This window comes from Escherichia sp. KTE52 (assembly GCF_000408325.1).
Lineage (GTDB): Bacteria > Pseudomonadota > Gammaproteobacteria > Enterobacterales > Enterobacteriaceae > Escherichia > Escherichia marmotae.
In genome coordinates this window covers 256,915-279,781 of the sequence record NZ_KE138680.1, presented here as the reverse complement: position 1 = coordinate 279,781, position 22,867 = coordinate 256,915, and the positions used below count along the sequence as shown (strand labels likewise).

The window sequence follows — 22,867 nt, the reverse complement described above, 5'->3', positions numbered from 1 at the left end:
AAACAATGCAAAGTGTTGATGTAGCCATTGTTGGCGGCGGCATGGTGGGGCTGGCGGTTGCCTGCGGCTTACAGGGGAGCGGCTTACGCGTCGCCGTACTGGAACAGCGTGTACCGGAACCTCTGGCGGCGGATGCACCACCACAACTGCGCGTTTCGGCTATCAATGCCGCCAGCGAAAAATTACTCACCCGTCTTGGCATCTGGCAGGACATTCTCTCCCGTAGAGCCAGTTGCTATCACGGTATGGAAGTGTGGGATAAAGACAGTTTTGGTCACATCTCTTTTGACGATCAAAGCATGGGCTATAGCCATCTTGGGCATATTGTTGAAAACGCAGTGATTCACTACGCGCTGTGGAACAAAGCGCAACAGTCGTCAGATATCACCCTGTTTGCCCCTGCAGAATTACAGCAGGTCGCCTGGGGGGAAAACGAAACCTTCCTGACGCTGAAAGACGGCAGAATGTTAACGGCGCGTCTGGTGATTGGTGCGGACGGGGCAAATTCCTGGTTGCGCAACAAAGCCGATATCCCGCTGACTTTCTGGGATTATCAGCATCACGCGCTGGTAGCGACCATTCGTACTGAAGAACCACATGAAGCGGTGGCGCGCCAGGTTTTCCACGGTGAAGGTATTCTGGCTTTTTTGCCGCTGAGCGATCCGCATCTTTGCTCGATTGTCTGGTCATTACCTCCTCAGGAGGCGCAGCGGATGCAGCAGGCGAGCGAAGATGAATTTAATCGCGCATTAAATATCGCTTTTGATAATCGCCTGGGCTTATGCAAGGTTGAGAGCGAGCGTCAGGTGTTCCCGTTGACGGGGCGTTATGCCCGCCAGTTTGCCGCTCACCGTCTGGCGTTGGTGGGCGACGCCGCACATACCATTCACCCGCTGGCGGGGCAGGGGGTGAATCTCGGCTTTATGGATGCCGCAGAGCTGATTGCCGAACTGAAACGTCTGCACCGTCAGGGCAAAGACATCGGGCAGTACATTTACTTGCGTCGCTATGAACGCAGCCGCAAGCACAGTGCGGTGCTGATGCTGGCAAGTATGCAAGGATTCCGCGATCTCTTTTCCGGAGCTAATCCGGCGAAAAAACTGCTGCGCGATATTGGTTTGAAACTGGCCGACACGCTGCCTGGCGTTAAGCCGCAGCTTATTCGTCAGGCAATGGGGTTAAATGATTTGCCTGAATGGTTGCGTTAAAAATTTCTCCTCTGTTGTTTATTTGATACCCATCACACTTTAATCTCCCGGTTTTTCTGTCGGGAGATTTTCCTCATTTGAAATAAACTAATTTCACCTTCAATTTCGCATTATATTTTCTAATGTTACGATTTTTTGATTTAGTGATTTTTGACATATTTTCAGTTCTTAATATTGCTTTATCCAAATTCAATTTCTTAATGCATTGTATTTATATAAAAATAAAATCAATTTTTGGTTTTTTATTCTGTTGAGATTTTTGCGTTTTTTAACCATAAGCTAATGTGATGATCAATTTTACCTTATGGTTAACCGTCTATTTCGGTGGTAAGTTCAGAGAAAAGAGAACGATTGCGTTGGGGACCGGGAGTGGCTCCGATGCTGGGTTTCGTGGTGATAATTTCACTGTGAAAAAGTTGTCAGCCCCGCTTATTCAATGAGGACAAGATGGCACAACAGACTCCTTTGTACGAACAACACACGCTTTGCGGCGCACGCATGGTGGATTTCCATGGCTGGATGATGCCGCTGCATTACGGTTCGCAAATCGACGAACATCATGCGGTACGAACCGATGCCGGAATGTTTGATGTGTCGCATATGACCATCGTCGATCTCCGCGGCAGCCGCACCCGGGAGTTTCTGCGTTATCTGCTGGCGAACGATGTGGCGAAGCTCACCAAAAGTGGCAAAGCGCTCTACTCCGGGATGTTGAATGCCTCTGGCGGAGTGATAGATGACCTGATCGTTTACTACTTCACTGAAGATTTCTTCCGCCTCGTTGTTAACTCCGCCACCCGCGAAAAAGACCTCTCCTGGATAACCCAACACGCTGAACCCTTCGGCATTGAAATTACCGTTCGTGATGACCTTTCCATGATTGCCGTACAAGGGCCGAATGCTCAGGTAAAAGCTGCCACACTGTTTAATGACGCCCAGCGTCAGGCGGTGGAAGGCATGAAGCCGTTCTTTGGCGTGCAGGCGGGCGATCTGTTTATTGCCACCACCGGTTATACCGGCGAAGCGGGCTATGAAATTGCGCTGCCAAATGAAAAAGCAGCAGATTTCTGGCGTGCGCTGGTGGAAGCGGGCGTTAAGCCATGCGGTCTGGGTGCGCGTGATACGCTGCGTCTGGAAGCGGGCATGAATCTTTATGGTCAGGAGATGGACGAAACCATCTCGCCGCTGGCAGCCAACATGGGCTGGACCATCGCCTGGGAACCGACTGACCGTGACTTCATCGGTCGTGAAGCACTGGAAGTGCAGCGTGAACATGGCACAGAGAAACTGGTTGGTCTGGTGATGACCGAAAAAGGTGTGCTGCGTAATGAACTGCCGGTGCGTTTTACCGACGCGCAGGGTAATCAGCATGAAGGCATTATTACCAGCGGGACTTTCTCCCCAACGCTGGGTTACAGCATTGCGCTGGCGCGTGTGCCGGAAGGCATTGGCGAAACGGCGATTGTGCAAATTCGCAACCGTGAAATGCCGGTAAAAGTGACTAAACCTGTTTTTGTGCGTAACGGCAAAGCCGTCGCGTGATTTACTTTTTTGGAGATTGATTGATGAGCAACGTACCAGCAGAACTGAAATACAGCAAAGAACACGAATGGCTGCGTAAAGAAGCTGACGGCACTTACACCGTTGGCATCACCGAGCATGCTCAGGAACTGTTAGGCGATATGGTGTTTGTTGACCTGCCGGAAGTGGGCGCAACGGTAAGCGCGGGCGATGACTGCGCGGTTGCCGAATCAGTAAAAGCGGCGTCAGACATTTATGCGCCAGTAAGTGGTGAAATCGTAGCGGTGAACGACGCACTGAGCGACTCCCCGGAGCTGGTAAACAGCGAGCCATACACTGGCGGCTGGATCTTTAAAATCAAAGCCAGCGATGAAAGCGAACTGGAATCACTGCTGGACGCCACCGCATACGAAGCATTGTTAGAAGACGAGTAACAGCTTTATCCCTCTTCTTTGGGAGAGGGGCTGGGTGAGGAAAATTTACGCCTCACCCTTACTCTCTTCGCAAGAAGGGAGGTTCACAATTCACTGCACGTTTCAGGAACCATCGCTCATGACACAGACGTTAAGCCAGCTTGAAAACAGCGGCGCTTTTATTGAACGCCATATCGGACCGGACGCCGCGCAACAGCAAGAAATGCTGAATGCCGTTGGCGCACAATCGTTAAACGCGCTGATCGGCCAGATTGTGCCGAAAGATATTCAGCTTGCGACCCCGCCGCAGGTTGGCGCACCGGCGACCGAATACGCCGCGCTGGCGGAACTCAAGGCTATTGCCAGTCGCAATAAACGCTTCACGTCTTACATCGGCATGGGTTACACCGCCGTGCAGTTGCCGCCGGTTATTCTGCGCAACATGCTGGAAAATCCGGGCTGGTATACCGCGTATACCCCGTATCAGCCTGAAGTCTCCCAGGGCCGCCTCGAAGCCCTGCTCAACTTCCAGCAGGTAACGTTGGATCTGACCGGGCTGGATATGGCTTCGGCGTCTCTGCTGGACGAAGCTACTGCTGCCGCTGAAGCAATGGCGATGGCTAAACGCGTCAGCAAACTGAAAAATGCCAATCGCTTCTTCGTTGCTTCTGACGTTCATCCGCAAACGCTGGATGTGGTTCGCACCCGTGCAGAAACCTTTGGTTTTGAAGTGATTGTCGATGACGCGCAAAAAGTGCTCGATCATCAGGAAGTGTTCGGCGTGCTGTTACAGCAGGTTGGCACTACCGGTGAAATCCACGATTACACAACGCTTATCAGCGAACTGAAATCACGCAAAATTGTGGTCAGTGTTGCCGCTGACATTATGGCACTGGTGCTGCTTACTGCACCGGGCAAACAGGGCGCGGATATTGTCTTTGGTTCGGCGCAACGCTTCGGTGTGCCGATGGGCTACGGTGGCCCGCACGCGGCCTTCTTTGCGGCGAAAGATGAATATAAACGTTCTATGCCGGGCCGTATTATTGGTGTATCGAAAGATGCCGCAGGCAATACCGCGCTGCGAATGGCGATGCAGACTCGCGAACAACATATTCGCCGCGAGAAAGCGAACTCCAACATTTGTACTTCCCAGGTACTGCTGGCAAACATCGCCAGCCTGTATGCCGTTTATCACGGTCCGGTTGGCCTGAAACGCATCGCTAACCGCATTCATCGTCTGACCGATATTCTGGCTGCTGGCTTGCAACAAAAAGGTCTGAAGCTGCGCCATGCGTACTATTTCGACACGTTGTGTGTAGACGTAGCCGACAAAGCAGGCGTGCTGGCGCGTGCCGAAGCGGCTGAAATCAACCTGCGTAGCGACATTCTGAACGCCGTGGGGATCACCCTTGATGAAACCACGACGCGTGAAAACGTGATGCAGCTTTTCAGCGTGCTGCTGGGCGATAATCACGGGCTGGATATCGACACGCTGGACAAAGACGTGGCTCACGACAGTCGCTCTATCCAGCCTGCAATGTTGCGCGACGATGAAATCCTGACGCACCCGGTATTTAATCGCTACCACAGCGAAACCGAAATGATGCGCTATATGCATTCGCTGGAGCGTAAAGATCTGGCGCTGAATCAGGCGATGATCCCGCTGGGTTCCTGCACCATGAAACTGAACGCCGCCGCCGAGATGATCCCGATCACCTGGCCGGAGTTTGCTGAACTGCACCCGTTCTGCCCACCGGAGCAGGCCGAAGGTTATCAGCAGATGATTGCGCAACTGGCTGACTGGCTGGTCAAACTGACTGGTTATGACACCGTCTGTATGCAGCCGAACTCCGGTGCTCAGGGTGAATACGCGGGCCTGCTGGCGATTCGTCATTACCATGAAAGCCGCAACGAAGGGCATCGTGATATCTGCCTGATCCCGGCATCTGCCCACGGGACTAACCCAGCTTCTGCGCATATGGCGGGAATGCAGGTGGTGGTCGTGGCATGTGATAAAAACGGCAATATCGATTTGACTGACCTGCGCGCGAAAGCGGAACAGGCTGGCGATAATCTCTCCTGCATCATGGTGACTTATCCATCCACCCACGGTGTGTACGAAGAAACAATCCGTGAAGTGTGTGAAATCGTGCATCAGTTTGGCGGTCAGGTTTACCTTGATGGCGCAAACATGAACGCCCAGGTCGGCATCACTTCACCGGGCTTTATTGGTGCGGACGTTTCGCACCTCAACCTGCATAAAACTTTCTGTATTCCGCACGGCGGTGGCGGCCCGGGTATGGGGCCGATCGGCGTGAAATCGCATCTGGCACCGTTTGTGCCGGGTCATAGCGTGGTACAAATCGAAGGCATGTTAACCCGTCAGGGCGCGGTTTCTGCGGCACCGTTCGGTAGTGCATCCATTCTGCCAATCAGTTGGATGTACATTCGCATGATGGGCGCAGAAGGGCTTAAAAAAGCAAGCCAGGTAGCAATTCTTAACGCCAACTATATTGCCAGCCGCCTGCAGGATGCCTTCCCGGTGCTGTATACCGGTCGCGATGGTCGCGTGGCGCACGAATGTATTCTCGATATTCGTCCGCTGAAAGAAGAAACCGGCATCAGCGAGCTGGATATAGCCAAACGTCTGATCGACTACGGTTTCCACGCGCCGACAATGTCATTCCCGGTTGCGGGGACGCTGATGGTGGAACCGACTGAATCCGAAAGCAAAGTGGAACTGGATCGCTTTATTGACGCGATGCTGGCTATCCGTGCGGAAATTGACCAGGTGAAAGCCGGAGTCTGGCCGCTGGAAGATAACCCGTTGGTAAACGCGCCGCACATTCAGAACGAACTGGTTGCTGAGTGGGGGCATCCGTACAGCCGTGAAATTGCGGTGTTCCCGGCAGGCGTGGCAGACAAATACTGGCCGACGGTGAAACGTCTGGACGATGTTTACGGTGACCGTAACCTGTTCTGTTCCTGCGTACCGATTAGCGAATACCAGTAATTAACTGATTTGACTATCTTCTAAAGGCGCTTCGGCGCCTTTTTAGTTTGTTAATAAGGTGCGCTTTGTGTGTCGGATGAAGCGTAAATACAAAATCTTGGAGTTCAATATATGACAGGAGCTCCAGGCCTGATGAGCGGGGCGCATCAGGCACATCGGCTAATTAAAGTTTCTCGCCGTTGCTGGCGATCACCTCTTTGTACCAGTTAAAGCTCTTCTTACGTGAACGCGACATATCACCAGTACCGTCGTCATGCTTATTCACATAGATAAAACCGTAGCGTTTGCTGTACTGCCCGGTGGTGAATGATACGCAGTCGATGCAGCCCCACGGCGTGTAGCCCATCAGATCGACGCCATCGTAAGTCACCGCTTTTTTCATCTCTTCAATGTGGGCGCGCAGGTAATCAATGCGGTAGTCATCGTTGATGCTGCCGTCCTCTTCTACTTTATCGTAAGCGCCAAAACCGTTTTCGACGATAAATAGAGGCTTCTGATAACGCTCATACAGTTCGCAGAGCGCGTAACGCAGACCCACCGGATCAATCTGCCAGCCCCAGTCAGAGGCTTTCACATATGGGTTCGGCACGCTGCCTTCGAAACCAGAAATCGCATCACCGGTGCCGCCTTCGGCTTTTACCGCGTTGGTCATGTAATAGCTGAAGCCGAGATAATCGCAGGTACCTTCGTGCAGTACATTCAGATCGCCATCTTCCATTTTGATGTTAAATCCGCGACGCTCCCACTCGTTCAACACATAGGACGGGTAATAGCCGCGCAGTTGCACATCGGTAAAGACATAACGTTCGCGCATCGATTCCTGGGCGAACATCACATCGTCCGGGTTACAGGAGTAAGGATAAAGTGGCACCATTGCCAGCATACAACCGACTTTCATCTCCGGGTTGATGCGACGTGCCGCTTTCACCGCCAGGGCGCTGGCAACAAACTGATGATGCAGCACCTGGTACATCGTCTCTTCTGGATTTTCATGTTCGGTATAAACCACGCCAGAGCAGCAATAGCCAAACAGCGGTGCGCGCCAGTTACGCTGGTTGTTAATCTCGTTGAAGGTCATCCAGTATTTGACTTTGTGCTTATAGCGTTCAAACACCACTTCAGCAAAACGTACAAAGAAATCAACCACCTTACGGTTGGTCCAACTGCCGTATTGCTGCACCAGATGTAGCGGCATTTCAAAGTGAGAAAGGGTGATCACCGGTTCAATGTTGTATTTCAGCAGTTCATCGAACAGGGCGTCGTAAAACTTCAGCCCTTCTTCATTAGGCTGGGCTTCATCGCCTTTCGGGAAAATGCGCGTCCAGGCGATGGAAGTACGAAAACATTTGAAGCCCATTTCGGCAAACAGCTTGATGTCTTCCTTATAGTGACCATAAAAATCTACCGCTTCATGGTTCGGATAGTATTTGCCTGGCAAGACTTCTTTGGTGATTTCGCGCGGTACGCCGTGTGCGCCGCCGGTCAGAACGTCACAAATGCTTGGCCCTTTGCCGCCTTTGTTCCAGCCGCCTTCGACCTGATGGGCGGCAACTGCGCCGCCCCATAAGAAATCTTTCGGTAAGGTGAGTTTTTTCACTATCATAGGCTCCAAATGAGTCAATTCTTACAGGAAATATTACCATGCAGCCAAACGACATCACTTTTTTTCAACGTTTCCAGGATGACATTCTGGCTGGGCGTAAAACCATCACCATCCGTGACGAATCTGAATCGCACTTTAAAACGGGCGATGTACTTCGCGTCGGGCGCTTTGAAGATGATGGCTATTTTTGCACTATTGAAGTCACCGCAACTTCAACAGTGACGCTGGATACTCTCACAGAAAAACATGCGCAACAGGAAAATATGACTCTGGCTGAACTGAAAAAGGTCATTGCTGACATCTATCCCGGTCAGACGCAGTTTTATGTAATTGAATTTAAATGCCTTTAAGTTGAACTAACGCCTGTTAGCTGAAACTTTATATTTAATTTCATGATTTTTCGGAGATTACTCTCAAATCAGAATTTATTTTAGCTAACAGGTGTTCACTGGAACTATTCTCAGTTACGCTGGAGTTGCAATCACGCGCGTGGACGTTCTCCGGAGTAAGTTATGGTTCAGAAGCCCCTCTCTAAACAGGGATATTCGCTGGCAGAGGAAATTGCCAATAGTGTCAGTCATGGTATCGGACTGGTGTTTGGCATTGTCGGGCTGGTGTTACTACTGGTTCAGGCTGTTGATCTCAACGCCAGCGCCACGGCGATAACCAGTTATAGCCTCTATGGCGGTAGTATGATCCTGCTGTTTCTGGCCTCGACGCTGTATCACGCTATTCCCCATCAACGGGCAAAAATGTGGCTGAAGAAATTTGACCACTGCGCCATTTATCTGTTGATTGCCGGAACTTACACACCTTTTTTGCTGGTGGGGCTGGATTCACCGCTGGCGCGCGGGCTGATGATTGTTATCTGGAGCATGGCGCTGCTGGGGATTCTGTTCAAGCTGACCATCGCGCACCGATTTAAAATATTATCGCTGGTGACCTATCTGGCTATGGGCTGGTTGTCGCTGGTGGTTATTTATGAAATGGCAGTGAAGCTCGCGGCGGGCAGCGTTACCTTACTGGCGGTAGGCGGCGTGGTTTACTCGCTTGGCGTAATTTTCTACGTCTGCAAACGCATCCCATACAACCATGCCATCTGGCACGGATTTGTGCTCGGCGGCAGCGTGTGCCATTTCCTGGCGATCTATTTGTATATTGGGCAGGCGTAATTGGCGCACAACCGCCGGATACGGCGAAAACGCCTTATCCGGCTTACGGGTAGCGTGCCCATTGTGAAAACAGATACCCACTCCCATGCCTGATAAGACGTGTCAGCGCCGCATCAGGCAATAGATGCCAGGAGCGATACAGAGATTTACTCTTCCAGCGAATAAGGTAGCGGCTCGATATGCAGCGTATTCGCATCGTCACGAACGCGGAAGATGCTGTCCGGCTCCATATCGTTATTCATGACTACCTGAACCACGACATGACCATCGTCCAGTTTTACCGCCGCCAGTACGGTTCCGGTACGACGCCAGTTCTCGCCCATTTTCAGTTCTAAGTCTTCACCCACTTCCGGCACACGACTGGCACTACCCGCCAGCAACCAGAGTGCACGTTTGTTGGCCCCGCGGAATTTAGCTCGTGCCACCATCTCTTGTCCGGTGTAGCAACCCTTCTTAAAGCTGATCCCACCCAGCGCCTGAATATTCGTCGCTTGTGGGATAAACTGCCCACTGTTGGCCGCGTCAATCACCGGGAAACCCGCTTCAATATTCAACGCCAGCCACTGTTGGCTATTGTTCAACTCCGCTTCACCGCGAAGTTTATCGGTCAGCATATTGGCGGTGGCTTCATCGGTGACGATCAGAAAACGCTCTGCCGGATGTTCAAACCAAAGTAGGGTTGTCGCGCCTTCTCTGACTACCTGTTTTTCCTGAGTCGGCAGCTCACTGAAAAGATTCGCTAACGCGGCGCGCGCCTGGAACCCGGCAACACCGAGCAGTACACGTTCATCGTCCGGGACGATAGTCACTTTAGAGAAGACCGCATATTTTTTCAGTTCGGTAAGCTGGTTGTCGCGCACGCTGCGACGTTCAATCCAGGCAAAACCGTCGCCGTCGCGGAACAGACGTAAATTGCTCCACATCTTACCTTTGGCATCGCAGTGCGCGGCAAGCAGATGCTGGTCTTCGGTCATCTGGCTGACATCTGCCGTTACCTGGCCCTGCATATATTTTTCGCTATCTGCGCCGGTAATGGTGGCAAGCGCCCAATCATCAAGCGTCATCAACGTCAGCGGTAAACGGGCAGAAGCCGTGGGCTGACGGGGAGGAAAAGGTGTAAAAGCCATAATGGAGTCCTGTTTTACAAACGGCGTAATTAATGACTAATGGTAAAAGAGCTATGGGGCATTGCAAGTGCTTTCACTACGCGATCCGTGCCTTCTGATTCGCTTTGCGAGATGACTTCCAAAAAAATGAAGCCATTGAATTGTTGTGGATTAATTTCGCGATCGCGATTGTGTTTACCGATATTCCCGCAAAAGAAGTCGAAAAACACGTTACAATATCCTGGTACTGGATTTTCGTGAGACAGGAAGAAAATGGATATTAACAACAAAGCCCGCATTCATTGGGCATGCCGCCGCGGTATGCGTGAACTCGATATTTCAATCATGCCGTTTTTCGAACATGAGTACGACAGCTTAAGCGATGACGAAAAACGCATCTTTATTCGTCTGCTGGAATGCGACGATCCGGACCTGTTCAACTGGCTGATGAATCATGGTAAACCTGCCGATGCAGAACTGGAAATGATGGTCAGACTCATTCAGACACGGAACCGGGATCGTGGTCCTGTGGCAATCTGAATTACGCGTCTCCTGGCGCGCGCAGTGGCTTTCCCTGCTGATTCATGGGCTGGTTGCCGCAGTTATTTTACTCATGCCATGGCCACTTAGTTACACCCCGCTATGGCTGGTGTTGCTTTCGCTGGTGGTGTTTGATTGCGTTCGCAGCCAGCGACGCATTAATTCCCGTCAGGGAGAGATTCGCCTGCTGATGGATGGGCGTTTACGTTGGCAAGGACAGGAATGGAGCATCGTCAAAACGCCGTGGATGATTAAAAGCGGCATGATGTTACGTTTACGTTCTGATAGCGGCAAACGTCAGCATTTGTGGCTGGCAGCAGACAGCATGGACGAAGCCGAATGGCGTGATTTACGGCGAATTTTGTTACAGCAAGAGATACGATGACGGCGAAGCAAATACGCTAAGCCGTCAGGGAAATCAGGCGTAGTGTTCCGCCATTTCATTAAGAATTTGCTCGCACCAGCTCTGAATACGCTCATCGCTGAGGTCATACTGGTTGGTTTCATCCAGCGCCAGGCCGACAAACAGTTGTCCGTCAGCAATAACGGGTTTCGGGCTGGTGAATTCATATCCTTCCGTTGGCCAGTAACCGACGAACTTCACGCCTTTGGTTGAGAGTTTGTCATGCAGCATTCCGAGCGCATCGAGGAACCACTCGCCATACCCGAGTTGATCGCCCAGCCCATACAGCGCAACAATTTTACCTTCGAGGTTCAGGTCGTCGAGCTGATCCCAGACGGCCTCCCAATCCTCCTGGATTTCACCAAAATCCCAGGTCGGAATTCCCAGAATGAGCACATCGTATTGCTCCATTAATTTAGGGGAGTCGTCCTTGAGGTTATGTAAGGTCACCAGTTCTGGACCGATAATATCGCGGATTTTTTCCGCCGCCATTTCGGTGTAACAGGTGCTGGAACCGTAAAAAAGACCCATATTCATAACGTAAGCTTCTCGATTCTGCTGTGGCTTTTGCGGCTAGTGTATCAGAATCGTTTTAGTCACGGCACAATAAGGCATAATGCATCAAACGAGAAATGTAAGGGGCGCAAGTGAAACAAGATTTGGCACGCATCGAGCAATTTCTTGATGCCCTGTGGCTGGAAAAAAATCTGGCAGAAAATACGTTGAACGCATATCGCCGCGATCTGTCAATGATGGTGGAGTGGTTGCATCATCGTGGGCTAACGCTGGCAACGGCGCAAAGCGGTGACTTACAGGCATTATTGGCAGAACGGCTGGAGGGCGGGTATAAAGCCACCAGTTCAGCCCGTTTATTGAGTGCGGTGCGCCGATTGTTCCAGTATCTTTACCGCGAAAAGTTTCGTGAAGACGATCCCAGTGCGCATCTTGCTTCACCGAAATTACCCCAGCGCTTACCGAAAGATTTAAGTGAAGCGCAGGTCGAAAGGTTATTGCAGGCACCGCTGGTGGATCAGCCACTGGAACTGCGTGACAAAGCGATGCTCGAAGTGTTGTATGCTACCGGGTTGCGCGTTTCTGAACTTGTCGGTCTGACGATGAGTGATATCAGCTTGCGTCAGGGGGTGGTGCGGGTAATAGGTAAAGGCAACAAAGAGCGACTGGTGCCGTTAGGTGAAGAGGCGGTCTACTGGCTGGAAACCTATCTGGAACATGGGCGACCGTGGTTGTTAAACGGTGTGTCGATTGATGTACTGTTTCCCAGCCAGCGCGCGCAGCAAATGACGCGGCAGACTTTCTGGCATCGCATTAAACACTATGCTGTGCTGGCGGGGATCGACAGCGAAAAGTTATCGCCGCACGTGTTGCGTCACGCCTTTGCCACCCATTTGTTAAATCATGGTGCGGATTTACGTGTGGTGCAGATGTTGCTGGGTCACAGTGATCTCTCCACGACTCAAATTTATACGCATGTCGCCACTGAGCGTCTGCGGCAACTTCATCAACAGCATCACCCGCGGGCGTGATAGCTGAAAAGAACAGGATGATTTATGAAGAAAGGTTTTATGTTGTTTACTTTGTTGGCGACGTTTTCTGGCTTTGTTCAGGCGGATGACGCGGCAATACAACAAACGTTAGCTAAAATGGGCATCAAAAGCAGCGATATTCAGCCCGCGCCCGTTGCTGGTATGAAAACAGTGCTAACTAACAGCGGCGTGCTGTATATCACCGATGACGGTAAACACATCATTCAGGGGCCAATGTATGATGTTAGCGGCGTGGCACCGGTCAACGTCACCAACCAGATGCTGTTAAAGCAACTGAATGCGCTGGAAAAAGAGATGATTATCTACAAAGCGCCGCAAGAAAAGCACGTTATCACCGTGTTTACCGACATTACCTGCGGTTACTGCCACAAACTGCATGAGCAGATGGCTGACTACAACGCGCTGGGGATCACCGTGCGTTATCTCGCGTTCCCGCGTCAGGGGCTGGAAAGCCAGGCGGAGCAACAAATGAAAGCCATTTGGTGTGCAAAAGATAAAAACAAAGCCTTTGATGACGTAATGGCAGGCAAAGCTGTTACTCCGGCAAGTTGCGATATCGATATTGCCGACCATTACGCACTTGGCGTACAGCTTGGTGTTAGTGGTACTCCGGCGGTTGTGCTGAATAACGGTACTCTGGTGCCGGGCTACCAGCCGCCGAAAGAGATGAAAGCATTCCTCGACGAACATCAAAAAATGACCAGCGGTAAATAATTCGCGTGAAACAACAGATACAACTTCGTCGTCGTGAAGTCGACGAAACGGCAGACTTGCCCGCTGACCTGCCCCCCTTGCTGCGCCGTTTATACGCCAGTCGGGGCGTGCGCAGCGCGCAGGAACTGGAGCGCAGTGTTAAAGGTATGTTGCCCTGGCAGCAACTGAGCGGTGTCGAAAAGGCTGTTGAGATCCTTTACAACGCTTTTCGTGAAGGAACGCGGATTATTGTGGTCGGGGATTTCGACGCCGACGGAGCCACCAGCACAGCCCTTAGCGTGCTGGCGATGCGTTCTCTCGGCTGTGACAACATCGACTATCTGGTGCCAAACCGTTTTGAAGACGGTTATGGTTTAAGTCCGGAAGTGGTCGATCAAGCTTATGCGCGTGGTGCGCAGTTGATTGTAACGGTTGATAACGGTATTTCTTCCCACGCAGGTGTTGAACACGCTCGCTCGCTGGGCATTCCGGTTATTGTTACCGATCACCATTTACCCGGCGAAACGTTACCCGCGGCGGAAGCCATTATTAATCCCAATTTGCGTGACTGCGAGTTCCCGTCAAAATCACTGGCAGGCGTTGGTGTGGCCTTTTATCTGATGCTGGCGTTACGCACCTTTTTGCGTGATCAGGGATGGTTTGATGAGCGTGGCATCGCAATCCCCAATTTGGCGGAATTGCTGGATCTGGTCGCTCTGGGGACTGTGGCGGATGTTGTGCCACTGGACGCCAATAACCGCATCCTGACCTGGCAAGGGATGAGCCGTATTCGTGCCGGGAAGTGCCGACCGGGGATTAAAGCTCTGCTGGAAGTGGCAAATCGCGATCCGCAAAAACTCGCTGCCAGCGATTTAGGTTTTGCGCTGGGGCCGCGTCTCAATGCTGCCGGGCGACTGGATGATATGTCCGTTGGCGTGGCGTTGCTGCTTTGCGACAACATCGGTGAAGCGCGCGTTCTGGCCAATGAGCTTGATGCGTTAAACCAGACACGTAAAGAGATCGAACAGGGAATGCAGGTCGAAGCATTGACCCTGTGTGAGCAACTGGAGCGTAGTCGCGATACACTGCCCGGCGGGCTGGCAATGTATCACCCTGAATGGCATCAGGGCGTCGTTGGTATTCTGGCTTCGCGCATCAAAGAGCGTTTTCATCGTCCGGTTATCGCCTTTGCGCCTGCAGGTGATGGTACGCTGAAAGGTTCCGGTCGCTCCATTCAGGGACTGCATATGCGCGATGCGCTGGAGCGGTTAGACACGCTCTACCCTGGCATGATGCTCAAGTTTGGCGGTCATGCGATGGCGGCAGGATTGTCGCTGGAAGAGGATAAATTTGAACTCTTTCAGCAACGCTTTGGCGAGCTGGTTACCGAGTGGCTTGATCCTTCTTTATTGCAAGGCGAAGTTGTGTCAGACGGCCCGTTAAGTGCAGCGGAGATGACAATGGAAGTCGCGCAACTGCTGCGTGATGCCGGTCCGTGGGGGCAGATGTTCCCGGAACCGCTGTTTGACGGCCATTTCCGCCTGCTGCAACAGCGCCTGGTGGGGGAGCGCCATCTGAAGGTTATGGTTGAACCGGTCGGCGGCGGCCCGCTACTGGATGGTATTGCGTTTAACGTTGATACGGCTCTTTGGCCAGATAACGGCGTGCGCGAAGTGCAACTGGCTTACAAACTGGATATCAACGAGTTTCGCGGCAACCGCAATCTACAGATTATCATCGACAATATCTGGCCAATTTAGCGTCATCTTCTCTATAAAAAAGAGTGTGGATTGGGTACAATCCCGCTCTTATCACCGCATTTTGACTAGCTCAATAAAAGAAATCAGACCATGTTTGAAATTAATCCGGTAAAGAATCGCATTCAGGACCTCACGGAACGCTCCGACGTTCTTAGGGGGTATCTTTGACTACGACGCCAAGAAAGAGCGTCTGGAAGAAGTAAACGCCGAGCTGGAACAGCCGGATGTCTGGAACGAGCCTGAGCGTGCGCAGGCGCTGGGTAAAGAGCGTTCCTCCCTCGAGGCTGTTGTCGATACTCTCGACCAAATGAAACAAGGGCTGGAAGATGTTTCCGGTCTGCTGGAACTGGCAGTAGAAGCCGACGACGAAGAAACCTTTAATGAAGCCGTTGCTGAACTCGACGCCCTGGAAGAAAAACTGGCGCAGCTTGAGTTCCGCCGCATGTTCTCCGGCGAATATGACAGCGCCGATTGCTACCTCGATATCCAGGCGGGCTCCGGCGGCACAGAAGCGCAGGATTGGGCGAGCATGCTTGAGCGTATGTATCTGCGCTGGGCAGAATCACGTGGTTTTAAAACTGAAATTATCGAAGAGTCGGAAGGTGAAGTGGCGGGTATTAAATCCGTGACTATCAAGATCTCCGGTGATTACGCTTACGGTTGGCTGCGCACAGAAACCGGCGTTCACCGTCTGGTGCGTAAGAGCCCGTTTGACTCCGGTGGCCGTCGCCACACGTCCTTTAGTTCCGCATTTGTTTATCCAGAAGTAGATGACGATATCGATATCGAAATCAACCCAGCGGATCTGCGCATTGATGTTTATCGCGCATCCGGTGCGGGCGGTCAGCACGTTAACCGTACCGAATCTGCGGTGCGTATTACCCACATCCCGACAGGGATTGTGACTCAGTGCCAGAACGACCGTTCCCAGCACAAGAACAAAGACCAGGCCATGAAGCAGATGAAAGCGAAGCTTTATGAGCTGGAGATGCAGAAGAAGAACGCTGAGAAACAGGCGATGGAAGACAATAAATCTGACATCGGCTGGGGCAGCCAGATTCGTTCTTATGTCCTTGATGACTCCCGCATTAAAGATCTGCGCACCGGGGTGGAAACCCGCAATACGCAGGCAGTGCTGGATGGCAGCCTGGATCAATTTATCGAAGCAAGTTTGAAAGCTGGGTTATAAGGAACCAACATGTCTGAACAACACGTACAAGGCACTGACGCGGTAACCGATCTTAACAATGAACTGAAAACCCGTCGCGAAAAGCTGGCGAACCTGCGTGAGCAGGGGGTTGCTTTTCCGAACGATTTTCGTCGCGACCATACTTCTGACCAACTGCATACAGACTTCGACGACAAAGAGAACGAAGAGCTGGAGGAGTTGAACATCGAAGTGGCTGTTGCTGGTCGCATGATGACTCGTCGAATCATGGGTAAAGCCTCCTTCGTTACCCTGCAGGACGTCGGTGGCCGCATTCAGTTATATGTCGCTCGTGATGATCTGCCGGAAGGCGTTTATAACGATCAATTTAAGAAATGGGATCTTGGCGATATTATCGGCGCAAAAGGTAAGCTGTTTAAAACCAAGACCGGCGAACTGTCGATCCACTGCACCGAGCTGCGTCTGCTGACCAAAGCACTGCGTCCACTGCCGGACAAATTCCACGGTTTGCAGGATCAGGAAGCGCGTTATCGTCAGCGTTATCTGGACCTCATCTCTAACGATGAATCCCGCAACACCTTTAAAGTTCGCTCGCAGATCCTCGCTGGCATCCGTCAGTTCATGGTGAACCGCGGCTTTATGGAAGTTGAAACCCCGATGATGCAGGTGATCCCTGGCGGTGCGGCAGCGCGTCCGTTTATTACCCATCACAATGCGTTGGATCTCGACATGTACCTGCGTATTGCGCCGGAACTGTACCTCAAGCGTCTGGTGGTTGGTGGCTTTGAACGTGTGTTCGAAATCAACCGTAACTTCCGTAACGAAGGTATTTCCGTGCGTCATAACCCAGAGTTCACCATGATGGAACTCTATATGGCTTACGCGGATTACAAAGATCTGATTGAACTGACCGAATCGCTGTTCCGCACTCTGGCGCAGGATATTCTCGGTAAGACTGAAGTGACTTACGGTGATGTGAAGCTGGACTTCGGTAAGCCGTTCGAAAAACTGACCATGCGTGAAGCGATTAAGAAATATCGTCCGGAAACTGATATGGCGGATCTGGATAACTTCGACTCTGCGAAGGCGATTGCTGAATCTCTCGGCATTCACGTGGAGAAGAGCTGGGGTCTGGGTCGTATCGTCACTGAGATCTTCGACGAAGTGGCAGAAGCGAATCTGATTCAACCGACCTTCATTACTGAATATCCGGCAGAAGTTTCTCCGTTGGCGCGCCGTAACGACGTCAACCCGGAAATCACCGATCGCTTTGAGTTCTTCATTGGTGGTCGTGAAATCGGTAACGGCTTTAGCGAACTGAATGATGCTGAAGATCAGGCACAGCGTTTCCTCGATCAGGTTGCAGCAAAAGATGCAGGCGACGATGAAGCAATGTTCTACGATGAAGATTACGTTACTGCACTGGAACATGGTCTGCCGCCGACAGCAGGCCTGGGTATTGGTATCGACCGTATGGTTATGCTGTTCACCAACAGCCACACTATCCGTGACGTGATTCTGTTCCCGGCGATGCGTCCGGTAAAATAAGCCTTACGCGTAAGCACACAGCCCCGGCATTTGTCGGGGTTTTTTATTTTTGTTGCGCGAAGGCTGACAACATTTTTCTGGCTTCGCTGTTTGTCGCCTGCATGACCATCCACGGACTGAACGCCCACGGTGTGGCATCAATACTGCGTAATACTTCCGCTAAATCACACCATTGATAATCGATCACTTCATCATCGTTGAGCTGTAACGTACTGGTAATTCGTGCGGCAAATACCGGGCATACTTCATTTTCGACAATGCCATTCGGGTCAGTGGCGCGATAGTGGAAGTCTGGATAAACCGGTTCGGGTGGTGTTATTTCTACGCCCAGTTCATAGCGGCAACGGCGGATCACCGCCTCTTCATTGCTTTCACCCAGTTGCGGATGTCCGCATACCGAGTTGGTCCACACACCTGGCCACGCTTTTTTGTTTAGTGCACGGCGAGTAACCAGCAATTGTCCTTTGGCGTTAAATAGCCAACAGGAGAACGCGAGATGTAAGGGGGTATCAGCCGTGTGTGCAGCATATTTTTCCAGTGTTCCCGAAGGGACTCCCTGTGTATTCAGTAAAATGACGTGTTCCGTTGGCATAATTTCTCACATGTAATTCTAATCATTCGTCATTATAGATAACTAAAATGTTAAATGATTAACCAAGTGAGTGTTATCGGCAACCGCCCGTTTTGAGCGGATGCCGACAGAGGAATGTCAGCTAAAAAAGCAGCATCATATATTTGAAGCGACTTTCAATAGCCATTGCAACACAGTCAGAAATGACAGGAATGGAGATCATAAAGAGCAATAACAGGCTGAATATAGCGCGCATTACAAGATTCATATTATTCACCATGCTCATTTTTCTTCAGCTTGCGCATCAGAAGCCACATGCGTACTGTCCTGACTTTTAAATCTTTATCAGAGACAGATTCTTTCACCAAATCGGCATGATGCTGATAGCCATTAAAGAAAACGTTCAGCACAACAGCGCTAAGGGTTGCCAACATAATGCCGCTATGCAGCAATGGTTGTAGTACGGCTGGTAACTTAGAAAAGAAATCGTGAGAAAGCGTTGGGGTCATGCCCACGCCAAGGCTGATTGCCACAATATAGAGGTTGTAACGGTTGGTGGTGTAGTTACAACGCGACAGAATACGGATCCCTGTCGCCAGCACCATGCCGAACATGACAAGCCCTGCGCCACCAAGTACAAATTGCGGAATGGAAGCTACCAGCACTGCCATTTTGGGCACCATACCGAACAGAATAAGAATGATCCCGGAAGAGATACACACCCAGCGACTGTGAACGCGTGTTACGCTGACCAGACCGACGTTCTGCGAAAATGAGGTATGCGGGAAGCTGTTAAATGTACCGCCAATCATTGTTCCGACACCATCTACGCGCAGCCCGCGAATAATGTCTTGTGAAGAAAGTTTTCGACCAACAATTTCCCCCAAAGCCAGGAACATCCCCATCGACTCAATAAATACGATGATTAACACGGCGGTCATGGTCAGAATGGAAACAGGATCGAAAACTGGCATACCAAACGACATTGGCGTGACAATGGCAAACCACGATGCATCATATAATCCGGACAGATTTACTTCGTTCATCATCCATGAAAGGAAGAAGCCAAATACAATCCCCAGTAATACGGCGACGTTGGACATAAATCCTTTCGCATAGCGAGTAATGAGCAAGATAAAAATTAAGACTGCGAAAGAGATGCCTAAATAAACGGGATTGCCATATTGCGGATTGCCCTTACCACCAGCAGCCCAGTCAATACCAACCTGAATAATACTCAGCCCGATAGAGGTAATAACTACACCGGTAACCAGCGGTGGGAACAAAGGCATTAAGCGACCAATAAGTGGTGCTAATAATGTTGTGATAAACCCTGCTGCGATAGTCGCGCCAAAAATCCCCAGCAGGCCGATATCGGGGTTCATCCCAATGGCAATCATTGGCGTTACAGCCGCAAAGGTCACCGACATAATCACCGGCAGGCGGATCCCCATAAAGCGGCCGACACCGATACATTGCAATAACGTGACGATCCCGCAGCAAAAGAGATCCGAGCTAATAAGCATTGCTATTGCTTCTTTGGAGAGGCCGAGTCTGTCACCAATCATCAGTGGTACAGCGACCGCGCCTGCGTACATAACAAGGACGTGTTGCAGACCGAGTATGATCAACTTTCCTGGTGATAATATACGGTCAACCTCATCAGTGGGGCAGTCTTGCCCTGAAGATGAGGGTAATTGGGAATCTATGGCGCTCATCAGTCATTCTCCTTTCGCTCGCCAGAGTAAAAAGCAACCGTTTACGTTAATAAAACTGTCTAATGACATGCTCGTGGGATGCCAGTTTTAGCGATGAGAGGGAGTTATAGAATGGAAATGCGGAGGCAATCACATAATCGCGGTTAAACCGAAAAAGTGAGAAAATAAATGGGCAGTGAAATTATCTCTAATTTTCTCATATTGATATTTCTTTAATCATTCTGGCATGTCGGACTCTCGCATTTAATGTTTTTGAGTCGGATACTTCTGTTTTTTGTAATGATGTTTAATGAATGAAAGCAGCATATATTGGGGGGCAATAATTTGATCTCAGTAGCAAAATGATTATTAAATCGGGCATGTTCTATAATATATGCCCGTTTATTGCATCGCGACATTTGAGAAGACATAACTCATCAAATGAAAGGGATGCAAATGAATAAGTTTATCGCTGCTGATGCTGCGGAATGTATAGGCTGCCATGCCTGTGAAATTGCCTGTGCGGTGGCACACAATCAAGAACTCTGGCCGCTGAGTCATCGTGACTTTCGACCCCGTATCCACGTTGTTGGGAAAGGGCTGGCGGCTAATCCGGTGGCCTGCCATCATTGCAACAATGCTCCCTGCGTTACGGCTTGTCCGGTAAACGCTCTGACTTTTCAGCCCGATAGCGTACAACTGGACGAACAAAAATGTATTGGTTGTAAAAGATGCGCAATCGCTTGCCCCTTTGGGGTCATTGAGATGGCCGATACTATTGCGCAGAAATGTGACCTTTGTAACCAGCGCAGTTCCGGCACGCAAGCTTGTATTGAGAGTTGCCCAACACAGGCGTTACGGCTGATGGATGATAAAGGGTTACAGCAGATAAAAATGACCCGCCAGCGCAAAACGGCAGAAGGAAAAGCGTCAGAGGGAACTCCTCCATCCCGCCACGCGGCGTTGCTTCCTGTTAACCCACGCAAAGGCGCAGATAAAATTCCAGCGAATGAGCGGAAAAAACATTTTGGCGAAATTTATTGCGGGCTGGATCATCAACAAGCGGCTTATGAAAGCGAGCGATGTGTTTATTGTGCCGGGAAAGCCAACTGTAACTGGTTTTGCCCACTGCATAATGCGATTCCCGACTATGTTCATCTGGTACAGGAAGGGAAGATTATTGAAGCGGCAGAACTCTGTCACCAGACCAGCTCCTTACCAGAAATTTGCGGCAGGGTATGTCCACAGGACAGGCTTTGTGAAGGCGCATGTACGTTAAAAGATCACTCTGGCGCTGTATCGATCGGGAATCTGGAACGCTACATCACCGATACCGCGCTGGCGATGGGCTGGCGTCCCGATGTCAGCCTGGTTGCTCCCCGCGTGGAAAAAGTGGCGGTGATTGGCGCAGGGCCAGCGGGGCTGGGGTGTGCTGATATTCTGGCACGCGCGGGCGTTCACGTTGATGTCTTTGATCGTCATCCAGAAATTGGCGGTATGCTAACGTTTGGCATTCCTCCGTTCAAGCTCGATAAAAGGGTATTAAGCCAGCGGCGTGAGATATTCACCGCAATGGGAATCGACTTTCATCTCAACTGTGAAATCGGCCGCGATATCTCTTTCAACGAATTAACGGTGGAATATGACGCAGTTTTCCTCGGTGTGGGGACTTACGGGATGATGCGTGCAGATCTGCCGCATGAAGACGCTCCTGGTGTCATTCAGGCGCTACCGTTCCTGACCGCTCATACCCGCCAGCTTATGGGATTGCCGGAGTCTGGAGAGTATCCGCTGACGGAAGTTGAAGGTAAGCGAGTCGTGGTATTGGGCGGGGGCGATACGACTATGGATTGTTTGCGTACTTCCATCCGTCTGAATGCCGCCAGTGTGACCTGTGCTTATCGTCGTGATGAAGTCAGTATGCCGGGTTCTCGCAAAGAGGTGGTCAACGCGCGCGAGGAAGGCGTTGAGTTTCAGTTCAATGTTCAGCCGCAATATATCGCCTGTGATGACGATGGGCGTTTAACTGCGGTGGGTCTGATTCGTACTGCAATGGGGGAGCCTGGGCCAGATGGTCGCCGTCGTCCACGTCCGGTGGCGGGGTCGGAGTTTGAGCTGCCCGCCGATGTTCTGATTATGGCCTTTGGTTTCCAGGCACATGCGATGCCGTGGTTGCAGGGCAGCGGAATTAAACTTGATAAATGGGGCCTGATTAAAACCGGCGACGCGGGATACTTATCTACTCAGACGCATCTGAAAAAAGTCTTTGCGGGTGGTGATGCCGTTCACGGCGCGGATCTGGTTGTTACCGCAATGGCCGCAGGAAGGCAGGCGGCGCGCGATATGTTAACTCTGTTTGATACAAAGGTATCGTGATGAAATCGTTAATTATCGCTAATCCGGCTGACTGTATTGGCTGCCGTACCTGTGAAGTTGCCTGTGTAGTCGCTCATCCGTCTGAACAGGAGTTGAATGCCGATGTCTTTTTACCCCGGCTGAAGGTACAGCGGCTGGACAGCATTAGTACGCCAGTGATGTGCCACCAGTGCGAAAACGCTCCTTGTGTTGGCGCTTGTCCCGTGCAGGCGTTGAGCATAGGGGAGCTGATGGTGCAGGCAAACTCTGCCCGCTGCATTGGTTGTCAGAGTTGTGTTAGTGCATGCCCATTTGGGATGATCACTATTCAGTCGTTGTCCGGTCATACACGGCAACAAATCGTGAAATGTGATCTCTGTGAACAGCGGGAAGAGGGGCCAGCCTGCGTTGAATCTTGCCCGACGCAGGCTTTGCAGTTGCTGACCGAGAGAGAACTCAAGCGAGTTCGCCAGCAGCGTATTGCAGCCAGCGGTGCGAATCCTCTTTGATAAAAACCTCCGCGCTGAAAGG

At 51.2% G+C, this 22,867-nt stretch carries 22 protein-coding genes; 15 read left to right on the top strand and 7 right to left on the bottom strand.

Going from position 1 to position 22,867, the window contains the following annotated elements; all coding sequences use genetic code 11:
• Positions 1 to 5 precede the first annotated feature (5 nt).
• Entirely contained in the window at positions 6 to 1,208 is a 1,203-nt protein-coding gene (gene ubiI, locus A1SC_RS10270; RefSeq protein WP_016262507.1) for an FAD-dependent 2-octaprenylphenol hydroxylase, read from the top strand.
• 73 nt (positions 1,209 to 1,281) lie between these two features.
• Here the strand turns inward: ubiI and A1SC_RS25175 are convergent, their stop codons facing one another.
• Positions 1,282 to 1,365: a hypothetical protein gene (locus tag A1SC_RS25175; RefSeq protein ID WP_122983120.1), complete on the bottom strand. Its 84-nt coding sequence runs from the start codon at positions 1,363 to 1,365 to the stop codon at positions 1,282 to 1,284.
• Between the two features lie 290 nt (positions 1,366 to 1,655).
• Between A1SC_RS25175 and gcvT the strand changes: the two genes are divergently transcribed.
• From gcvT to gcvP, 3 genes are all read left to right on the top strand, one after another.
• A complete protein-coding gene (gene gcvT / locus A1SC_RS10275; protein WP_001517033.1) occupies positions 1,656 to 2,750 on the top strand; it encodes a glycine cleavage system aminomethyltransferase GcvT in 1,095 nt (364 codons plus the stop codon).
• Positions 2,751 to 2,773: 23 nt separating this feature from the next.
• On the top strand, positions 2,774 to 3,163 hold the full coding sequence (gene gcvH / locus A1SC_RS10280) for a glycine cleavage system protein GcvH (protein WP_000073211.1): 390 nt from the start codon (positions 2,774 to 2,776) through the stop codon (positions 3,161 to 3,163).
• Positions 3,164 to 3,281: 118 nt separating this feature from the next.
• Positions 3,282 to 6,155, top strand: a complete 2,874-nt coding sequence (gene gcvP / locus A1SC_RS10285) for an aminomethyl-transferring glycine dehydrogenase (protein ID WP_016262506.1) — start codon at positions 3,282 to 3,284, stop codon at positions 6,153 to 6,155.
• 163 nt (positions 6,156 to 6,318) lie between these two features.
• On the opposite strand, the gene bglA is transcribed toward gcvP, so the two are convergent.
• Positions 6,319 to 7,752 carry a 6-phospho-beta-glucosidase BglA gene (gene bglA, locus A1SC_RS10290; RefSeq protein WP_016262505.1) on the bottom strand — a complete coding sequence of 478 codons (1,434 nt, stop codon included), beginning with the start codon at positions 7,750 to 7,752 and terminating at the stop codon, positions 6,319 to 6,321.
• A 44-nt stretch (positions 7,753 to 7,796) separates the two neighbouring features.
• On the opposite strand from bglA, the gene yqfB reads away from it, so the two are divergent.
• Together yqfB and trhA are read left to right on the top strand one after the other, a co-directional pair.
• Positions 7,797 to 8,108, top strand: a complete 312-nt coding sequence (gene yqfB, locus A1SC_RS10295; RefSeq protein WP_001182960.1) for a N(4)-acetylcytidine aminohydrolase — start codon at positions 7,797 to 7,799, stop codon at positions 8,106 to 8,108.
• Between the two features lie 162 nt (positions 8,109 to 8,270).
• The gene (trhA, locus tag A1SC_RS10300; RefSeq protein ID WP_001517030.1) at positions 8,271 to 8,930 is read left to right on the top strand and encodes a PAQR family membrane homeostasis protein TrhA; all 660 of its coding nucleotides are present in this window, start codon (positions 8,271 to 8,273) and stop codon (positions 8,928 to 8,930) included.
• Between the two features lie 146 nt (positions 8,931 to 9,076).
• Here trhA and ygfZ read toward each other — a convergent pair whose 3' ends face one another.
• On the bottom strand, positions 9,077 to 10,057 hold the full coding sequence (ygfZ, locus tag A1SC_RS10305; protein ID WP_000886070.1) for a tRNA-modifying protein YgfZ: 981 nt from the start codon (positions 10,055 to 10,057) through the stop codon (positions 9,077 to 9,079).
• A 252-nt stretch (positions 10,058 to 10,309) separates the two neighbouring features.
• Between ygfZ and sdhE the strand changes: the two genes are divergently transcribed.
• Complete coding sequence (gene sdhE / locus A1SC_RS10315) at positions 10,310 to 10,576, top strand: FAD assembly factor SdhE (RefSeq protein ID WP_000354045.1); 267 nt, start codon at positions 10,310 to 10,312, stop codon at positions 10,574 to 10,576.
• Positions 10,557 to 10,961 (top strand): protein YgfX, encoded by a 405-nt coding sequence (locus A1SC_RS10320; RefSeq protein WP_000244789.1) that lies wholly within the window; start codon positions 10,557 to 10,559, stop codon positions 10,959 to 10,961. Before sdhE ends, A1SC_RS10320 begins: the two co-directional genes overlap by 20 nt.
• A 33-nt stretch (positions 10,962 to 10,994) precedes the next feature.
• Here A1SC_RS10320 and fldB read toward each other — a convergent pair whose 3' ends face one another.
• Positions 10,995 to 11,516: a flavodoxin FldB gene (gene fldB / locus A1SC_RS10325; protein ID WP_001055874.1), complete on the bottom strand. Its 522-nt coding sequence runs from the start codon at positions 11,514 to 11,516 to the stop codon at positions 10,995 to 10,997.
• A 110-nt stretch (positions 11,517 to 11,626) separates the two neighbouring features.
• Here fldB and xerD point away from each other — a divergent pair, with 110 nt between their 5' ends.
• From xerD to lysS, 5 genes are all read left to right on the top strand, one after another.
• A complete protein-coding gene (gene xerD, locus A1SC_RS10330; protein ID WP_000806649.1) occupies positions 11,627 to 12,523 on the top strand; it encodes a site-specific tyrosine recombinase XerD in 897 nt (298 codons plus the stop codon).
• A gap of 24 nt (positions 12,524 to 12,547) precedes the next feature.
• Complete coding sequence (gene dsbC / locus A1SC_RS10335; RefSeq protein WP_000715232.1) at positions 12,548 to 13,258, top strand: bifunctional protein-disulfide isomerase/oxidoreductase DsbC; 711 nt, start codon at positions 12,548 to 12,550, stop codon at positions 13,256 to 13,258.
• Between the two features lie 5 nt (positions 13,259 to 13,263).
• A complete protein-coding gene (gene recJ / locus A1SC_RS10340; RefSeq protein WP_000813173.1) occupies positions 13,264 to 14,997 on the top strand; it encodes a single-stranded-DNA-specific exonuclease RecJ in 1,734 nt (577 codons plus the stop codon).
• Between the two features lie 90 nt (positions 14,998 to 15,087).
• Positions 15,088 to 16,186, top strand: a protein-coding gene (prfB, locus tag A1SC_RS10345; protein ID WP_098729101.1) for a peptide chain release factor 2 whose coding sequence is annotated in 2 segments (ribosomal slippage) — positions 15,088 to 15,162 and positions 15,164 to 16,186 — 1,098 coding nt in all. Because the reading frame shifts where the segments join, the coding sequence is not laid out codon by codon here.
• Between the two features lie 9 nt (positions 16,187 to 16,195).
• Positions 16,196 to 17,713 (top strand): lysine--tRNA ligase, encoded by a 1,518-nt coding sequence (gene lysS, locus A1SC_RS10350; RefSeq protein ID WP_001517026.1) that lies wholly within the window; start codon positions 16,196 to 16,198, stop codon positions 17,711 to 17,713.
• A 43-nt stretch (positions 17,714 to 17,756) separates the two neighbouring features.
• Here lysS and idi read toward each other — a convergent pair whose 3' ends face one another.
• The 3 genes from idi to uacT form a co-directional block, all read right to left on the bottom strand.
• Complete coding sequence (gene idi, locus A1SC_RS10355) at positions 17,757 to 18,305, bottom strand: isopentenyl-diphosphate Delta-isomerase (protein ID WP_016262504.1); 549 nt, start codon at positions 18,303 to 18,305, stop codon at positions 17,757 to 17,759.
• A 121-nt stretch (positions 18,306 to 18,426) separates the two neighbouring features.
• Positions 18,427 to 18,552, bottom strand: a complete 126-nt coding sequence (gene yqfG, locus A1SC_RS0122020) for a protein YqfG (RefSeq protein WP_010378596.1) — start codon at positions 18,550 to 18,552, stop codon at positions 18,427 to 18,429.
• Between the two features lies 1 nt (position 18,553).
• Positions 18,554 to 20,002 (bottom strand): urate/proton symporter UacT, encoded by a 1,449-nt coding sequence (gene uacT, locus A1SC_RS10360; RefSeq protein WP_001517024.1) that lies wholly within the window; start codon positions 20,000 to 20,002, stop codon positions 18,554 to 18,556.
• A 435-nt stretch (positions 20,003 to 20,437) separates the two neighbouring features.
• Between uacT and ygfT the strand changes: the two genes are divergently transcribed.
• The gene (gene ygfT / locus A1SC_RS10365) at positions 20,438 to 22,357 is read left to right on the top strand and encodes a formate-dependent uric acid utilization protein YgfT (RefSeq protein WP_010378594.1); all 1,920 of its coding nucleotides are present in this window, start codon (positions 20,438 to 20,440) and stop codon (positions 22,355 to 22,357) included.
• Positions 22,357 to 22,845 carry a 4Fe-4S dicluster domain-containing protein gene (locus A1SC_RS10370; RefSeq protein ID WP_016262503.1) on the top strand — a complete coding sequence of 163 codons (489 nt, stop codon included), beginning with the start codon at positions 22,357 to 22,359 and terminating at the stop codon, positions 22,843 to 22,845. The genes ygfT and A1SC_RS10370 overlap by 1 nt, the downstream gene beginning before the upstream one ends.
• Positions 22,846 to 22,867 lie beyond the last annotated feature (22 nt).

What these genes read in the sequence shown, in the direction of transcription:
- fldB (WP_001055874.1), bottom strand. Translation starts at nt 11,516, where the DNA reads ATGAATATGGGTCTTTTTTACGGTTCCAGCACCTGTTACACCGAAATG.
- gcvP (WP_016262506.1), top strand. Translation starts at nt 3,282, where the DNA reads ATGACACAGACGTTAAGCCAGCTTGAAAACAGCGGCGCTTTTATTGAA.
- ygfT (WP_010378594.1), top strand. Translation starts at nt 20,438, where the DNA reads ATGAATAAGTTTATCGCTGCTGATGCTGCGGAATGTATAGGCTGCCAT.
- uacT (WP_001517024.1), bottom strand. Translation starts at nt 20,002, where the DNA reads ATGAGCGCCATAGATTCCCAATTACCCTCATCTTCAGGGCAAGACTGC.
- yqfG (WP_010378596.1), bottom strand. Translation starts at nt 18,552, where the DNA reads ATGAATCTTGTAATGCGCGCTATATTCAGCCTGTTATTGCTCTTTATG.
- A1SC_RS25175 (WP_122983120.1), bottom strand. Translation starts at nt 1,365, where the DNA reads ATGTCAAAAATCACTAAATCAAAAAATCGTAACATTAGAAAATATAAT.
- gcvH (WP_000073211.1), top strand. Translation starts at nt 2,774, where the DNA reads ATGAGCAACGTACCAGCAGAACTGAAATACAGCAAAGAACACGAATGG.
- lysS (WP_001517026.1), top strand. Translation starts at nt 16,196, where the DNA reads ATGTCTGAACAACACGTACAAGGCACTGACGCGGTAACCGATCTTAAC.
- yqfB (WP_001182960.1), top strand. Translation starts at nt 7,797, where the DNA reads ATGCAGCCAAACGACATCACTTTTTTTCAACGTTTCCAGGATGACATT.
- ygfZ (WP_000886070.1), bottom strand. Translation starts at nt 10,057, where the DNA reads ATGGCTTTTACACCTTTTCCTCCCCGTCAGCCCACGGCTTCTGCCCGT.
- idi (WP_016262504.1), bottom strand. Translation starts at nt 18,305, where the DNA reads ATGCCAACGGAACACGTCATTTTACTGAATACACAGGGAGTCCCTTCG.
- ubiI (WP_016262507.1), top strand. Translation starts at nt 6, where the DNA reads ATGCAAAGTGTTGATGTAGCCATTGTTGGCGGCGGCATGGTGGGGCTG.
- sdhE (WP_000354045.1), top strand. Translation starts at nt 10,310, where the DNA reads ATGGATATTAACAACAAAGCCCGCATTCATTGGGCATGCCGCCGCGGT.
- A1SC_RS10370 (WP_016262503.1), top strand. Translation starts at nt 22,357, where the DNA reads ATGAAATCGTTAATTATCGCTAATCCGGCTGACTGTATTGGCTGCCGT.
- trhA (WP_001517030.1), top strand. Translation starts at nt 8,271, where the DNA reads ATGGTTCAGAAGCCCCTCTCTAAACAGGGATATTCGCTGGCAGAGGAA.
- dsbC (WP_000715232.1), top strand. Translation starts at nt 12,548, where the DNA reads ATGAAGAAAGGTTTTATGTTGTTTACTTTGTTGGCGACGTTTTCTGGC.
- gcvT (WP_001517033.1), top strand. Translation starts at nt 1,656, where the DNA reads ATGGCACAACAGACTCCTTTGTACGAACAACACACGCTTTGCGGCGCA.